Origin of the sequence: Pseudomonas sp. 2,4-D, assembly GCF_030418155.1 — a bacterium.
GTDB lineage: Bacteria > Pseudomonadota > Gammaproteobacteria > Pseudomonadales > Pseudomonadaceae > Aquipseudomonas > Aquipseudomonas alloputida.
In genome coordinates, this window is the sequence record NZ_JAUHUI010000017.1 from 62,226 (window position 1) to 78,155 (window position 15,930).

At 63.4% G+C, this 15,930-nt stretch carries 13 protein-coding genes; 7 read left to right on the plus strand and 6 right to left on the minus strand.

The window, feature by feature from the left end; all coding sequences use genetic code 11:
* Positions 1-365 precede the first annotated feature (365 nt).
* From QYE47_RS14400 to QYE47_RS14420, 5 genes are all read left to right on the plus strand, one after another.
* Complete coding sequence (locus QYE47_RS14400; RefSeq protein WP_014590018.1) at positions 366-1,979, plus strand: APC family permease; 1,614 nt, start codon at positions 366-368, stop codon at positions 1,977-1,979.
* A gap of 23 nt (positions 1,980-2,002) precedes the next feature.
* Positions 2,003-2,929 carry a 4-hydroxyproline epimerase gene (locus QYE47_RS14405; protein ID WP_070383555.1) on the plus strand — a complete coding sequence of 309 codons (927 nt, stop codon included), beginning with the start codon at positions 2,003-2,005 and terminating at the stop codon, positions 2,927-2,929.
* Positions 2,930-2,975: 46 nt separating this feature from the next.
* Complete coding sequence (locus QYE47_RS14410; RefSeq protein WP_003254709.1) at positions 2,976-3,923, plus strand: dihydrodipicolinate synthase family protein; 948 nt, start codon at positions 2,976-2,978, stop codon at positions 3,921-3,923.
* Between the two features lie 151 nt (positions 3,924-4,074).
* The gene (locus QYE47_RS14415) at positions 4,075-5,652 is read left to right on the plus strand and encodes an aldehyde dehydrogenase (NADP(+)) (protein ID WP_070383554.1); all 1,578 of its coding nucleotides are present in this window, start codon (positions 4,075-4,077) and stop codon (positions 5,650-5,652) included.
* 2 nt (positions 5,653-5,654) lie between these two features.
* Positions 5,655-6,902 (plus strand): FAD-binding oxidoreductase, encoded by a 1,248-nt coding sequence (locus QYE47_RS14420; protein ID WP_070383553.1) that lies wholly within the window; start codon positions 5,655-5,657, stop codon positions 6,900-6,902.
* A 123-nt stretch (positions 6,903-7,025) separates the two neighbouring features.
* Here the strand turns inward: QYE47_RS14420 and xenA are convergent, their stop codons facing one another.
* The gene (xenA, locus tag QYE47_RS14425) at positions 7,026-8,117 is read right to left on the minus strand and encodes a xenobiotic reductase XenA (protein WP_010952388.1); all 1,092 of its coding nucleotides are present in this window, start codon (positions 8,115-8,117) and stop codon (positions 7,026-7,028) included.
* Between the two features lie 49 nt (positions 8,118-8,166).
* Here xenA and QYE47_RS14430 point away from each other — a divergent pair, with 49 nt between their 5' ends.
* A complete protein-coding gene (locus QYE47_RS14430) occupies positions 8,167-8,502 on the plus strand; it encodes a helix-turn-helix transcriptional regulator (protein ID WP_041166859.1) in 336 nt (111 codons plus the stop codon).
* A gap of 131 nt (positions 8,503-8,633) precedes the next feature.
* Here QYE47_RS14430 and mqo read toward each other — a convergent pair whose 3' ends face one another.
* Both mqo and QYE47_RS14440 read right to left on the minus strand, forming a co-directional pair.
* Positions 8,634-10,271, minus strand: a complete 1,638-nt coding sequence (gene mqo / locus QYE47_RS14435) for a malate dehydrogenase (quinone) (RefSeq protein WP_014590013.1) — start codon at positions 10,269-10,271, stop codon at positions 8,634-8,636.
* Between the two features lie 328 nt (positions 10,272-10,599).
* The gene (locus QYE47_RS14440; protein WP_003254720.1) at positions 10,600-10,791 is read right to left on the minus strand and encodes a YhfL family protein; all 192 of its coding nucleotides are present in this window, start codon (positions 10,789-10,791) and stop codon (positions 10,600-10,602) included.
* A gap of 190 nt (positions 10,792-10,981) precedes the next feature.
* Between QYE47_RS14440 and QYE47_RS14445 the strand changes: the two genes are divergently transcribed.
* Entirely contained in the window at positions 10,982-11,599 is a 618-nt protein-coding gene (locus tag QYE47_RS14445; protein ID WP_301159092.1) for a LysE family transporter, read from the plus strand.
* 99 nt (positions 11,600-11,698) lie between these two features.
* Here the strand turns inward: QYE47_RS14445 and QYE47_RS14450 are convergent, their stop codons facing one another.
* From QYE47_RS14450 to QYE47_RS14460, 3 genes are read right to left on the minus strand one after another with little or no spacing between them, the layout of a single operon-like run.
* Entirely contained in the window at positions 11,699-12,907 is a 1,209-nt protein-coding gene (locus QYE47_RS14450; protein WP_014590011.1) for a hypothetical protein, read from the minus strand.
* 10 nt (positions 12,908-12,917) lie between these two features.
* Positions 12,918-14,819, minus strand: coding sequence for a hypothetical protein (locus tag QYE47_RS14455; RefSeq protein WP_014590010.1), 1,902 nt, complete (start codon positions 14,817-14,819; stop codon positions 12,918-12,920).
* 8 nt (positions 14,820-14,827) lie between these two features.
* The gene (locus QYE47_RS14460; RefSeq protein WP_003254727.1) at positions 14,828-15,688 is read right to left on the minus strand and encodes an SH3 domain-containing protein; all 861 of its coding nucleotides are present in this window, start codon (positions 15,686-15,688) and stop codon (positions 14,828-14,830) included.
* Positions 15,689-15,930 lie beyond the last annotated feature (242 nt).

The following is a 15,930-nucleotide window of genomic DNA, read 5'->3' on the forward strand; positions in this document are numbered from 1 at the left end:
TGCTGGCTGGGCCGGCCCCTTCGCGGGTGAACCCGCTCCTACAGGGCCCGCACAGATTTTGAGTTCTGCGCCGTACCTGTAGGGGCGGGTTCACCCGCGAAAGGGCCGGCACTAGCACTGCATCTCTCAAACCCTTATCCGGTATGGCTTTGAGCCTATCCCCCCGCTTTGCGCCTTACCACTGTTTTTCTGCAACTGTGCCGATTTCGTCATCCCCCTTGCAGAAAACCATCAAGAACCGCCGCCCCGACCGGTTCACTCTATGCCCCACGCAAGCCGCCCAAGTCCTACAAGAGCGCGGCCCCAAAAGCCGCATCTCGTGACATCAGACCTGCCTATCCAATAACCAACAAAAAGGCGAACCCATGTCAGGCAAATTCAAAAAACAGTTATCACTGCTGGACCTCACCTTCATCGGCCTAGGGGCCATTTTCGGCTCCGGCTGGCTGTTCGCCGCCAGCCACGTGTCGGCCATCGCCGGCCCGGCCGGCATCCTCTCCTGGTTTCTCGGCGGGTTCGCCGTACTGCTGCTGGGTATCGTCTACTGCGAGCTGGGCGCCGCCCTGCCACGTGCCGGCGGCGTGGTGCGCTACCCGGTTTACTCGCACGGCCCACTGCTCGGCTACCTGATGGGTTTCATCACCCTGATCGCCTTTTCCAGCCTGATCGCCATCGAAGTGGTCGCCTCACGCCAATACGCCGCCGCCTGGTTCCCCGGGCTAACCAAGGCCGGCTCCAGCGACCCAACCGTGCTCGGCTGGCTGGTGCAGTTCGCCCTGCTGGGGCTGTTCTTCTTCCTCAACTACCGCAGCGTGAAAACTTTCGCCAAGGCCAACAACCTGGTCAGCGTGTTCAAGTTCATCGTGCCGCTGCTGGTGATCGGCGTGCTGTTCACCTTCTTCAAACCGGAAAACTTCGAGGTCCAGGGCTTTGCCCCGTTCGGCCTGTCCGGGGTGGAAATGGCGGTATCCGCCGGTGGCATCATCTTCGCCTACCTGGGCCTGACGCCGATCATCTCGGTGGCCAGCGAGGTCAAGAACCCGCAGCGCACCATCCCGATTGCGCTGATTCTTTCGGTGTTGCTGTCCACCGCGATCTACGCCTTGCTGCAACTGGCCTTCCTCGGCAGCGTGCCGACCGAAATGCTGGCCAACGGCTGGGCCAACGTGACCAAGGAACTGGCCCTGCCCTACCGTGACATCGCCCTGGCGCTGGGTGTGGGCTGGCTCGCCTACCTGGTGGTGGCCGACGCAGTGATCTCGCCAAGCGGCTGCGGCAACATCTACATGAACGCCACCCCGCGCGTGATCTATGGCTGGGCGCAGACCGGCACCTTCTTCAAGTACTTCACCCGCATCGATGCAGAATCCGGCATCCCGCGCCCGGCCCTGTGGCTGACGTTTGGCCTGTCGGTGTTCTGGACCCTGCCGTTCCCGTCGTGGGAAGCGCTGATCAACGTGGTATCCGCCGCCTTGGTGCTGAGCTACGCCGTGGCCCCGGTGAGCGTCGCAGCCCTGCGCCGCAATGCACCACACATGCCGCGCCCGTTCCGGGTCAAGGGCATGGCTGTGCTCGGCCCGCTGTCGTTCATCATCGCTGCGCTGATCGTGTACTGGTCGGGCTGGAAAACCGTGTCGTGGCTGCTGGCCCTGCAGATCGTGATGTTCGTGCTGTACCTGCTGTGCAGCCGTTTCGTACCCACCCAGCACCTGTCGCTGGCTCAGCAAGTTCGCTCGTCGGCCTGGCTGATCGGCTTCTACGCGGTGACCATCCTGCTGTCGTGGCTGGGCAGCTTCGGCGGCCTGGGCGTCATCGGCCACCCATTCGACACCGTGGTCGTGGCGGCCTGCGCACTGGGCATCTACTACTGGGGCGCGGCCACGGGTGTGCCTGCCCACCTGGTGCGCCTGGAAGGCGACGACGAAAGCGAAGCCTGCGCTGAAACCACTACCGGCCGCCCTGTCGCCGTCGCTTCCTGATTTTTTACGCAAGGGACAAGCCCATGAAACAGATTCACGTCATCGACTCCCACACGGGTGGCGAACCCACCCGCCTGGTGATGAAGGGGTTTCCGCAACTGCGGGGCCGAAGCATGGCCGAACAGCGTGACGAACTGCGCGAACTGCACGACCGGTGGCGCCGCGCCTGCCTGCTGGAGCCACGCGGCAACGATGTGCTGGTTGGCGCACTGTACTGCCCGCCAGTGTCGGCCGACGCCACCTGCGGGGTGATCTTCTTCAACAACGCCGGTTACCTGAACATGTGCGGCCACGGCACCATCGGCCTGGTCGCCTCGTTGCAGTACCTGGGCCTGATCGCACCGGGTGTGCACAAGATCGACACCCCGGTCGGCCAGGTCAGCGCCACCCTGCATGACGACGGCGCCATCACCATCGGCAACGTGCCCTCCTACCGCTACCGCCAACAGGTTGCGGTGGACGTGCCCGACCATGGCGTGGTGCACGGCGACATCGCCTGGGGCGGCAACTGGTTCTTCCTCGTTGCCGAACACGGCCAGCGCATCGAGCTGGATAACCGCGAGGTGTTGACCGAGTACGCCTGGGCCATGCTCAAGGCGCTCGAAGCACAAGGCATCACCGGCGAGAACGGCGCGCCCATCGACCATGTCGAGCTGTTCGCCGACGACGCCAACGCCGACAGCCGCAACTTCGTGATGTGCCCCGGCAAGGCCTACGACCGCTCGCCGTGCGGCACTGGCACCAGCGCCAAGCTGGCCTGCCTGGCTGCCGACGGCAAGCTTGCCGAAGGCCAGACCTGGGTGCAGGCCAGCATCACCGGCAGCCAGTTTCACGGCCATTACGAGCGCGAAGGCGAGCGTATTCGACCGTTCATCACCGGCCGCGCCCACATGACCGCCGACAGCACCCTGCTGATCGACGAACAGGACCCGTTCGCCTGGGGCATCTGAGCCCCCGGCCTTTTGACCAAACCCAATTTCGCCAGGAGTAACAACAATGACCAACAACATTTTCACCGGCACCATGCCCGCCCTGATGACCCCATGCACCGCCGAGCGCAAGCCGGACTTCGACGCCTTGGTACGCAAGGGCCGCGAACTGATCGAAGCCGGCATGAGCGCGGTGGTGTACTGCGGCTCGATGGGTGACTGGCCGCTGCTGACCGAGGCCGAGCGCCAGGAAGGCGTGGCGCGCCTGGTGGCGGCCGGTATCCCGACCATCGTTGGCACGGGCGCGGTGAACACTCGTGAGGCAGTTTCGCATGCTGCACACGCCGCCAAGGTTGGCGCCGCCGGCCTGATGGTCATCCCCCGCGTGCTCAGCCGCGGTGCTTCGCTGATCGCCCAGAAGCACCATTTCTCGGCGATCCTCGCTGCCGCACCGAAACTGCCGGCGGTGATCTACAACAGCCCTTACTACGGCTTTGCCACCCGCGCAGACCTGTTCTTCGAACTGCGCAGCGCGTTCCCCAACCTGATCGGCTTCAAGGAGTTCGGCGGTGGCGCCGACCTGCGCTACGCCGCCGAACACATCACCTCCAAGGATGACGATGTCACCCTGATGGTCGGTGTCGACACCCAGGTGGTGCATGGCTTCGTCAACTGCAACGCCACTGGCGCCATCACCGGTATCGGCAACGCGCTGCCGCGCGAAGTGCTGCAACTGGTGAGCCTGAGCAAACAGGCCGCCAAAGGCGACGCCCGTGCCCGGCGCCTGGCGCGCGAGCTGGAAGCGGCGCTGGCGGTGCTGTCGTCGTTCGATGAAGGCTGCGACCTGGTGTTGTATTACAAGCACTTGATGGTGCTGAACGGCGACACCGAGTACAGCCTGCACTTCAACGAGACCGACGTCCTGACCGACGCCCAGCGCAACTATGCCGAACAGCAGTACGCGCTGTTCCGCAGCTGGTACGCCAGCTGGTCGGCTGAGCAGAACATCGCCTGAGCAGCCACTGCTCTACCTGTGGGAGCGGGCATGCCCGCGAATCAGGCGACCCGGTGCATGACACCGGCTTCGCCGATGTTCGCGGGTGAACCCGCTCCTACAGGGGTCGTAATCCCCCCATGCATCTGCATTAGATTTCCAAGGAGGCTACATGCCCCTCACAGGCAACCTGCTGATCGGCCAGAGGCCGGTAACCGGCACCCGCGACGCCATCCGTGCCATCGACCCAGCCACCGGTCAGACGTTGGAGCCGGCCTACCTCGGCGGCACCGGCGAACACGTGGCCCAGGCCTGCGCGCTGGCCTGGGCGGCATTCGATGCCTACCGCGAAACCTCGCTCGAACAACGAGCAGACTTCCTTGAAGCCATCGCCACACAGATCGAGGCCCTCGGCGATGCCCTGGTCGACCGCGCCGTGATCGAAACCGGCCTGCCCAAGGCGCGCATTCAGGGTGAGCGTGGTCGTACCTGCACCCAGCTACGCACCTTTGCCCGTGTAGTGCGGGCCGGCGAATGGCTGGACGTGCGGGTCGACAGCGCCCTGCCTGAGCGCCAGCCCCTCCCCCGCGCTGATCTGCGCCAGCGCCAGGTGGCCCTGGGGCCAGTCGCCGTGTTCGGCGCCAGCAATTTCCCGCTGGCCTTCTCGGTGGCCGGTGGTGACACCGCGTCGGCATTGGCCGCTGGCTGCCCAGTGGTGGTCAAGGCCCACAGTGCCCACCCCGGCACCAGTGAGCTGGTCGGCCAGGCAGTGGCGCAAGCAGTGAAGCAGTGCGGCTTACCGGAGGGCGTGTTCTCGCTGCTTTATGGCTCGGGCCGTGAAGTGGGCATTGCCCTGGTCAGCGACCCGCGCATCAAGGCCGTCGGTTTCACCGGCTCGCGCAGCGGTGGCATGGCACTGTGCCAAGCCGCCCAGGCGCGCCCGGAGCCCATCCCGGTGTATGCCGAAATGAGTTCGATCAACCCGGTGTTTCTGTTCGACGCCGCCCTGCAGGCCCGTGCCGAAGCACTGGCCCAAGGTTTCGTCGCCTCGCTGACCCAGGGCGCCGGCCAGTTCTGCACCAACCCTGGCCTGGTAATCGCCCGGCAGGGGCCGGCACTGCAGCGGTTCATCACCGCAGCCGCCGGGTACGTGCAGCAGGCCGCCGCCCAAACCATGCTCACCCCTGGCATTTTCAGTGCCTACCAGGCCGGTATCTCAGCCCTGGCAGACAACCCCTGTGCCCAGGCCATCGCCAGTGGCCAAGCCGGTCAGGGCCCCAATCAGTGCCAGGCACAGCTGTTCGTGACCCAGGCCGAAGCGTTTCTCGCCGACCCGGCGTTGCAGGCTGAAGTGTTCGGTGCAGCGTCGCTGGTCGTTGCCTGCACCGACGATGAGCAGGTCCGCCAGGTTGCCGAACACCTGGAAGGTCAGCTGACCGCCACCCTGCAACTGGACGAGGCCGACATCGACAGCGCCCGCGCCCTGCTCCCCACCCTTGAGCGCAAAGCCGGGCGCATTCTGGTCAATGGCTGGCCAACGGGCGTCGAGGTGTGCGATGCCATGGTCCACGGCGGGCCGTTCCCGGCCACTTCCGATGCCCGCACCACCTCGGTGGGCACCGCGGCGATCCTGCGTTTCCTGCGCCCGGTTTGTTATCAGGACTTCCCCGATGCGCTGCTGCCGCAGGCATTGAAACATGGCAACCCGCTGCAACTGCGGCGCCTGCTTGATGGTAAACGGGAAGACTGAGCATGGTCGAAACCGCTGAAACCGATATCGCCGTGGTGGGCGCCGGCATTGTCGGCGTCGCCTGTGCCCTGCAATTGGCCCGCCAGGGCCATCGGGTAACGCTGGTCGACCGCCAGGCGCCCGGCCTGGGCGCGTCCTTCGGCAATGCCGGGCACCTGGCAACCGAGCAAGTGTTCCCGATTGCCGACCTGGCGATCCTCAAGCGCCTGCCTCGCATGCTGCTTGACCCGATGGGCCCGCTGCGCATGGACTGGAAATACCTGCCCAAGGCCATGCCGTGGTTCACCCGGCTGCTGCTCAACCTGCGCCCGGCGCCCTTCCAGCGCAGCGTGGCGGGCATCCGCACGTTGAACGAAGGCAGCCTGGGCGCCTGGCAACGGCTGTTGGGCTCGATCGGGCGCAATGAATTGTTTCAAGAGGATGGTTCGTTGCTGGTGTTCGAGAAGCCGGAGTCACGCCAGGCGCTGGAGGCGTTGCGCACACGCATGCAACAGCAGGCGGTGCCGGTGGACTTCTGGTCCGCCGAAACCGTGCGCGAAGCGGCGCCGCAACTCAGCCCGTCACTGTTGGGCGGCCTGTTCTTCCCGCGCACGGGGCACTTCATCGACCCTTATCGGGTGGTGTGCGAATTGTTCGAAGCGGCCAAGGCCTGCGGGGTGCGCTTTGTCCAGGCGCAGGTCGATGGCGGGCAGTTGCACAGTGCCGGCGTGAGCCTTGCCAGCGACCGGGGCACGCTCAAAGCCCGCCAGGTGCTTGTCAGCTGTGGCGCCCATTCTGCGAAACTGACCGCCGCGCTGACAGGCAAGCGGGTGCCGCTGGATACCGAACGCGGCTATCACCTGATGTTGCCGGGTGAGCACCAGCGCCTGCCGTTTGCAGTCACCTCGCTTGAGCGAAAATTCATCATGACGCCCATGGCCGAAGGCTTGCGCCTGGCTGGCACAGTGGAGTTCGCCGGGCTGCGGGCACCTCCGAGCATGCAGCGGGCTTGGCAGTTGCACCGGTTGAGCAAGGGGTTGTTCCGGCACGACTTGAGCGCCGAAGGGGCAACGCCGTGGATGGGTTTCAGGCCTTCGTTGCCAGACTCATTGCCAGTGATCGACAGGGTGTGCGATGGGCGGGTGCTGTTGGCGTTTGGGCATCAGCACCTGGGGTTGACCCAGGCGGCGGTGACGGCGGAATGGGTGGGGCGGTTGGCTGAGCAGGCTGGTGGGCCTGAGATGGGTGCATACCGACTGGATCGGTTTTAGCCTCTACCGGCCCATTCGCGGGCAAGCCCGCTCCCACAGAGAGGGAGCAGCATCTGAAATCTGTGGTGTCTCTGTGCGAGCGGGCTTGCCCGCGAATGGGCTGCAAAGCAGCCCCTCCAAGCCTCAGCGGTAACGCTCGAGCCAGTGCGCATAAGGCGCCGGCAAGGTCCAGGACGCTTTTTCCACCCCCAGCTCCTTGGCCGCAAAGTAAGCCCAGTGCGGGTCGGCCAGGTGCGCGCGCCCTACCGAAACCAGATCCAGCTGGTTGGCCTGCAATGCGGCCTCCGCCAACTGCGGCGTACCAAAGCCCCACGCCGACGTCACGGGCAGCTTCGCTTCGCGGCGCACACGCTCGGCAATCGGCCCCATGAACGCTGGGCCCCAGGGAATGTTGGTGTCGGGAATGGTGAAGCCGACACTCACGCTCAGCAGGTCGAGCCCACCGGCTTTGAAGCGGCGGGCCAGTTCGATCGACTCTTCCAGGGTCTGCTCATCGCGGCCATCGTATTCCAACACACCAAAGCGCGCGGTCAGCGGCAGGTTCTCCGGCCACACTTCGCGCACGGCAGCCAGTGTTTCCAGCAGGAAGCGGCTGCGGTTGTCGAAGCTGCCACCGTAGGCATCGGTGCGCTTGTTGGAATGCTCGGAGAAGAAGCTCTGGCCCAGGTAGCCATGGGCAAAGTGCAGTTCTATCCACTCGAAGCCGGCATCACGCGCACGGCGGGCGGCATCGACGAAGTCCTGCTTGACCCGGGCGATATCGTCCAGCGTCATTTCCCGTGGCACTTTCGGCAGGTGCGCGCCAAAGGCAATGGCAGACGGGGCAATGGTCTCCCAGCCGCGCGCGTCGTCGGCGGCAATGTGGTCGTCACCCTCCCACGGGCGGTTGGCGCTGGCCTTGCGCCCGGCGTGGGCGATCTGGATACCCGGCACCGAACCGGCAGCCTTGATGGCCTGCACCACCGGAACGAACGCCTGAGCGTGGGCATCGCTCCAGATCCCGGCGCAACCGGGGGTGATACGCCCTTCCGGGGCCACAGCAGTGGCTTCGACCACCAGCAAGCCGGCACCACCACGGGCCAGGCCGGCCAAGTGTACGTGGTGCCAGTCGTTGATCATGCCGTCTTCGGCCATGTACTGGCACATCGGCGGAATGGCGATACGGTTACGCAGGGTGACGTCTTTGAGGGTGTAGGGTTCGAACAGTGCGGACATGGGAAACTCCGGGTTCAGTTGAATACTGTTGTTCGATCATAATCGAACTATGGCAATTAATGGAACCCCCGTTATCATGTCAATCATGCGAGCCTATAAACATCCCAACCCCGAAGACCTCATCCTTGAACGCCTGCTCTATGCGCTCAGCGACCCCGTGCGCCTGGAAATCGTCCGCCACCTGGCCGGTGTGGCCGAGGCCAGCTGTGGCGAGCTGGACGGAGGCAGGCCGAAGTCGAGCATGTCTCACCACTTCCGTGTGTTGCGTGATGCAGGGCTGGTGCAAACCCGCAATGTGGGGACGACCCATATGAATTCGCTGCGTAGCGAGATGCTGGATAAACGGTTCCCGGGGTTGCTGGAGTGCATCCTGCGCCAGCAGTGATACCTGGGCAGGCCTCTTCGCGGGTGAACCCGCTCCTACAGGGATGGCGATAAACCTGAGGGTTGCGCTGTGTTTGGCAACAAAAAAGCCACGAGGTCTCCCCCGTGGCTTTCTTTCACAACAATGGCCGTTTACAGCGCCATGTCGTTCTCAGGCTTGCTCTCGACCGGCTTGCTTGCCGCGCCACCGAATTCAACGCTGGCGTCGATCACCGGCGGTTTACCCAGTTGCAGCACTTCAGCGGTGTAGTTCCACTCTTTCTGGGTGGCCGCTGCCGAGTCGTTCAGCTTGGTGCCGTAGCTCGGCACGATTTCCTTGATCTTGGCCTGCCACTCTGGGGTAGCGACCTTCTCCTTGAACACTGTTTCCAGCACGTGCAGCATGATCGGCGCAGCAGTCGAAGCACCCGGCGAGGCACCCAGCAGGCCAGCGATGGTGCGGTCTTCGGACGCCACCACTTCAGTGCCCAGCTTCAGCACACCGCCCTTCTCGGCATCACGCTTGATGATCTGCACACGCTGACCGGCCTGCCACAGGCGCCATTCTTCTTTCTTGGCGTTCGGGAAGTAGGTGCGCAGGGCTTCGAAGCGATCATCGTCAGACAGCATCAGCTGACCAGCGAGGTACTCGACCAGTGGGTACTGCTCGATACCGACCTTGGTCATCGGCCACACGTTGTGGGTGGTGGTGCTGCTCAGCAGGTCCAGGTACGAGCCGTTCTTCAGGAACTTGGTCGAGAAGGTGGCGAACGGGCCAAACAGGATCACGCGCTTGCCATCCAGCACACGGGTGTCCAGGTGCGGGACCGACATGGGTGGCGCACCGGTCGAGGCAATGCCGTAGGCCTTGGCCATGTGCTGCATGGCCACGGTCGGGTTCTCGGTCACGAGGAACGAACCGCCCACCGGGAAACCTGCGTATTCCTTGGCTTCCGGAATACCCGACTTCTGCAGCAGCTTCAGCGCGCCGCCGCCGGCACCGATGAACAGGAACTTGGCGTCGGTGGCCGACTCGGTACCGTCCTTCAGGTTCTTGTATTCGACGTGCCAGGAGCCGTCCTTGTTGCGGCTGATGTCCTGCACTTCGCTGGACAGCTTCAGCTCGAAACCTTTCTGGGTCTGCAGGTGGCCAACGAACTGGCGGGTGATCTCACCAAAGTTGACGTCGGTGCCGATCGGCGTCCAGGTCACGGCCAGCTTCTGGTTCGGGTCGCGGCCCTCCATCATCAGCGGGACCCACTTGGCAATCTGCGCGTGGTCCTCGGAGTACTGCATCGGGCGGAACAGCGGGCTGGCCTGCAGTGCGTCGTAGCGCTTCTTGAGGAACTTGATGTTGTCATCGCCCCACACGAAGCTCATGTGCGGGGTGGTGTTGATGAACGAGTGCGGGTTCTTCAATACGCCCTGGCGTACTTGCCACGACCAGAACTGGCGGGAAATCTGGAAGGCTTCGTTGATTTCGATGGCCTTGGAGATGTTGACGTTGCCGTCCTTGTCTTCCGGGGTGTAGTTCAGCTCGGCCAGCGCGGAGTGGCCGGTACCGGCGTTGTTCCAGCCGTTGGAGCTTTCTTCGGCCACGCCATCCAGGCGCTCGACCATTTCCATCGACCAGCTTGGCTCCAGCTCGTGCAGCCACACGGCCAGGGTGGAGCTCATGATGCCGCCGCCGACCAGCAGCACGTCTACTTTCTTGGTTTCTGTAGCGTGCGCTTGCATGACGCTTGCAGCGACCGCCAGACCCAGCAAGGTCTTGCCAGCTTTCTTGAACATTGATCAATTCCAGTCAGGAGAACAGAGTGAGGGCCTGTGGCTGGCCCCGGTAAAGCGTGTTCTTCAGCGCAGGCTTTTTGTTGATCATTGTTCAGCAGCCAGAGAACCAGAAAACGGCTCGGCCTTTGGTCGAATTGACCGACAAGGCTGAATCGTTTTTCCGATTGTATCTGAAATGCCAGCACAAACAAATTGCAGGCCGGAGCGTCAAGGCGACCGGTTGCCCCAGCGGCAGTTTGTCACGTCAAAAACAAAAAACCCCCGGCCATGTGCATGACCGGGGGCCTTGGATCACGCCGCAAGCGTCGCGATCAGGGTACCGCCAAGATTACTGCTGCTGAGGCAGTTTATCGATCGGGCCGCAGCCACCGATGATCTTGGAGATGGAAACCGAAGGGTGGAACAGGTAGTCGTAGGTGCAGTTTTTCGGTTGGTTGTAAACCTGGCCAGTGCAACCCGACAGCAGGGCAACACCCGAAACGACGGCAACGGCAACGGTGGCCTTGAACAGCTTTTTCATTACTCAGTCCTTTAAATGAATCATCTTCGACCATCGTCTGATGGCCGCGGAATCATACAGACTCCAGGCATTGGATCCAAGCCGCACTTGGCACAGGTTCTTTGCAACTGTGCAACAACAGGTTGAAAAGCGCGCCTTTGGCGACGATAGTTCAGCGCACTGCCTTCGCAATGCCCAACAGGAACTCACCATGCTTGGCGTCACCGACTACGGCGCATTCGTCATCGCCTTCCTTATTCTTCTAGCCATCCCCGGCCCGGGCAATTTCGCCCTGATCACCGCCACCGGCAAGGGCGGTATCAAGGCAGGCCTGGCCGCGACCTGTGGCGTGATCGTGGGTGACCAGGTGCTGCTGTGGCTGGCGGTAGCCGGTGTCGCCACCCTGCTGGCCACCTACCCTGCCGCCTTTCATGTGGTGCAGTGGGCGGGGGCTGCATACCTGGCCTATTTGGGCCTGCGCATGCTGCTGAGCAAACCCGGTGGTGCAGCACACACCTGCCGCACGGACAACGGCCAGTACCTGCGCCAGACCATGATGATCACCCTGCTCAACCCCAAGGCGATCATGTTCTACATGGCGTTTTTCCCGCTGTTCGTCGACCCGGTGAAGCACCAAGGGCTGGTGACGTTCGGTTTCATGGCGGCGACAGTGGCGGTGGTGACCTTCCTGTATGGGCTGATTGCCGTGGTGCTGACCCATCAACTGGCCGAGCGCATGCGCGCCAGCCCGCGGATTGCCAATATGTTCGAGCGGCTGGCGGGGGCTTGCCTGGTGGGATTCGGCATCAAACTGGCGGCGATGCGCTGATCCCACGCCCGACAGGGTCCGGGTACGCCTGACAGCAACCCTAAAAAAGCCCCGGCAACTCCTGGTTCCCGAGGGCTTGTTCACTCAGCCATTACCCAGTCAATTGGTTTCCAGCTGATACGCCTTGCTCACGAACAACGCCGCAAACAGGCTCTTGCCTTCCTTGAAGGTGTACTGCTCTTCGAACATGCCGTCTTCGACCAGCTTCTGCCCGATGGCGCATTCCGAGTCGCTGTGGTTCTTGGCCTTGGCGCCAAAGTCACTGCTCCACGACGACAGCCCAACCTCCTGGCAGAAGGCTGCGAACTTTGCCTTGGGGACTTGCTGCTGGTATTCGCTGAAAGCCTCTTTCAGCGATTTGAAGCCGCTGTAGCTCACCGAGTAGTTCTCGACCTTGGCCTTGCGGGCAAAGCCGCTCACCGCTTCAGCCAACACTGCCTGGCCGGAGTACGGGCTGTATGCCCCGATCAGCATCGCGCTCAGGGCACTTTTGAGCTGGGTTTCGACATCGTCCAGCTCCGGCAGCGTCTGGAAGTCGGCCTTGCGCACGATCTCTCCCACCTTGGAGCCGTCGTTGCGGTGGGTGACCACGAACGTCATCGAGCCTTCGCCATCGCTGGAGCGCTTGATGGTGAAGTCCAGGTCGACCGTGGTACCAAAGTCACCGGTGCTGCTGACCAGAAACGCGCCAGTCACTGGCTGGCGCACCGCCATGTTGGCGCCCCAGGTGAAGTTCGACGGGGCGGCCCGACCATTGGCGGCCAGCTCGGCACGTGGCTGGACCTCGTCGCTGACATCAGCCACCAGCACGACTTCGGCACCCTTGCTGGCAACGTAAGGGTTGCCCATCTGCATGCCCAGCAACTGGATATGAATGCTGCCATCCTTGCTGTCTCCGTCATGGGCCAGCTTCAGCGCATCAGCCTTCAGGTACACCCCGGCCACATTGCGGCTGACATTGAGCTGGTACTTGGCCCAGCCCGCCAGGCCTTCCTCAGCCGAACCACCCTGTACGGACTCCATCAAGCCCGACAGGCCGCGCATGAACTGCTGGGCGCCATTGGTCTGCGCCGCCGCCACGCGGATCTCCGGGTCGGCTACCGTCAGGTTGCCGGAAAACGCCGAGTAGGAAATGTCTCCCTCAGACAGCACATCCTCAAGGAAATAGCGCTCCTTGAAGTCGTCGTAGTAGGCCAGCGCAGCCTTCTTGCCCGAGCTGGAGACCATCGCATAGCCACCACCGAGCACCAGCACCGCTGTGGCCACACCGCCAATCAGCAGCTGCTTCTTGTTCATCTGTTTGATCATGGTGTTTGCCTCACTGGACCATGGCGGAAGCGTTGTTCCAGTCGTTCACGTACTGTTGGGAGACCTCGGGGGTCCAGCTGAAATCGATACCGGCGTTGGGGAATTCCTTGGCCAGCACGGCGCCGAACGACACGCGGTCGGCACAGTGGTCCTGCTTGCAGGCCTCGGGTTCACCGGCGCTGTAGGCACGGTAGGTAGGCACGGCGCGGCCGTCGTCCAGCGGGTAGTACGGCGTGGCGTTGGCCACCTGGGTCACGTACCAGCCTTCGCTGTATTCCTCGTCCGCAACCAGGCGGCCGTTGCTCGGGAAGTCGATGCTGTAGAAGTCACCTTTCTTGCCGGTGACGTGCACCATCATTGGCACCACGCTGGCCGAGGTCGCAGGGTTTTGCTGCTCCAGTGGCGAAGCGAAGCGCACCTTGATACCCGCCATCTGCGCCAACGCCTCGGTTTCACGCCCCTTGAAGTCGCTCATGCCGTCCTGCAACTGCTGGTAACGCTCCAGCACACGGGTGTGCACGCGGGCCAGTTCCTGTTGGCGCTGACGCTGCTCACGCACACGCTGCTGCTCACGCTGTACCGCCCAGTTGGCTCCGTCGCGCACATCGAAAAACAGGCCTTGGCGGTTGATGCCGATGCGGTTGCGGGTAATCTTCTGCGCGTCGTTGCCCCAGATGTTGTTCGAGATCGCCGACAGGTCTTTGACGATGAACAGGTTGGCCACATCGGTGGTGGTCGGCGAGGTGGTCTTGATCAGGTCGAAGATTTCCAGCGCAGCTTCCTTGTACTTGACCGCGTCCAGGGCAAACGACTCGTCCGGGGTGACCGCGACGTAGTAAGGGTCGCTGCCGAACGGGCGGAGCACGCCGTAGCTGGAGCGGGTGAACGTCAGGTACACCTTCATCTGCCGGCCTGGGATCTCACCGACCAGGAACGCGGCCTGGTCAGCTTGCGGCGTGAGATAAGAAACGGCCTTGTCCTTTACCGCAGGCTCAAGGTGCTTGTTGAAGATCAAACCACTCGGGTGAGCATAAACGCGGGTCCAGTTATCACCCCGGTAGGTACCCACAGCCTTCCAGCTGATTTTGTCGAAGCTGCCTTCACCAAAGCCGGACGCCGGGCACGGCATGGCCGGGGTGGTGCCGAACGACAGGGTGTCGCCATCGCCGATGATCGAGGTACTGAGCACCCATTTGCAGCCGGTGCCGTCCGTTACCTGCATCAGGTTGCGGTTTTCCAGGACCACCGAGCGACCAAAGTCCGAAGTGGGGGCTGCGGCGACTGCTGTGGCAGGTGCCGGAGCGGGCGGCACAACAGGGGCTGCTGCCGGGGCTTCGGGGGTTGGGGCTGGCTCTGCAGCTACGGCTGGCGCGGGCGCGGGGGCCGGAGCGGGTTTTGCCTGCGCAGGTGCGGCTTCGACTACTGCCGGGGCCGCTGCAGCAGCAGGAGCTGGGGCTGGGGCCGGAGCAGGTGCCGGTGTCGGTGCAGCAGCAGCCGGTGCTTCTGGCTGCGCAGGTGCCGGAGCAGGTGCAGCTGCTGCTGCCGCCGGCGCCGGGGCGGCAGTGGCGGGCGCAGCAGCCAGGGTCACCAGCCCCAGGTTGCTGGCATTGCCCGAGCCGCTGGCGTACAGGTTGCCCTTGGCATCGACCGCCTTCCAGCTCACCTTGGCGGTCGAGCAGTCCTTGGCGAACACGAACGGCAGCTTGGTCAGCAGGCCTGACAGCAGTTCCTGGTTATCCCAGGCCGGGCGGGTAATGGTCAGGTCGACCTGGGGTTTGCACCAGGTGGAGGCATCCCCGGGCACTTCAACCTTGATGTTGTCTTTCTTGGAAAAGGCCAGCTCGTGAGCGAACGCCTGCGGTACCAGACCACAAGCGCCGATCACAGCCAGCGCGAGCGCGTGCTTTTTCATGGAGTTCCTCAGATCAGTTCCCAGGTGCCGTTGGCTTGTTTGCAGAAGGTGTTCTGCTCTTGTTCGGTCTGGCCGCTTTGCGATTTCAGGCTGACGGTGACCGGGCGGCAGGCCGCTTCGGCGGCAACTGTCTGGGTCGGCAGCGACTGCACCGAGTCCAGGTCGAAGCCTTGGGTTTCCTTGCTGGCGGCAACGTCCAGCTCGTCCAGGTTGACGGCTGGCGTTACACGCTTGGCGACCGCTTGTGCCTTGGGCTCTACGTAGTTCTTGTGCACATAGCCCACGGTCACACCCTTGCGGCCGACCAGAATCCAGTCACCGGTGGAGCCCACGGCGGTGAATTCGGTGTGGTTCTTCAGGCTGCCGACCTTCTCGCCAGCCTGGTTAGGCGCGGCGCGCACGTTGAGGTTGTCGCTGATGGTCACATACGGCTCGTTGATCAGCTTCATCGACGGCACCGCCTGGATCTTCGGCGCGCGCTTGACCTCGACCTGCTTGGTCTTGGTGTATTCCTTGCCCGGCACGATCTGCGCGGTGGCGCCGGAGTGGTCGGACTTCCAGGTCACTGGCTGGGCACTGGCAGTGGTTTGCTGCTGGCTCAGCACTTCCTGCGTACGCAGCGCCAGGGCTTGCTGGTCCTTTTCATCGAGCATGTGGCCGATGCGGTTGCCCACGTAGGCGCCAATGCCACCTGCGATCAGCGCGGCGGCGATCTTGCCGTTGCCACTGCCCATGGTCGAGCCGATGGCCACACCGGCCAGGCCACCGATCACGGTGCCCGCTTGCTCTTTGCTGATCCCGAGCTGTGCACAGGCCGTGGTAGAGGCGATGGCGACCGCCAGAAGGGACGCGACGAATTTCTTACGCAAGTGGAGCACTCCATTTTCGGTGGGGCGCACAGCCGCGTACCGCAGCCAATGGTTGGCGGCAGCATTCAAAGTTGTGCGGGGTTTTCAGAAAGTGTGCAGCACTGGCCGCAGACGACAATTCAGCCGTCCAGCGAGGGGCGCAGGGGGAGACCAGTACGGCGCAAAGCATCCAACGAATCCATGTCAGGAAGAGTTCATCGCCCAGCGCGCGTAATCATTACGGCGTGTGGCCTGGGCGTGAG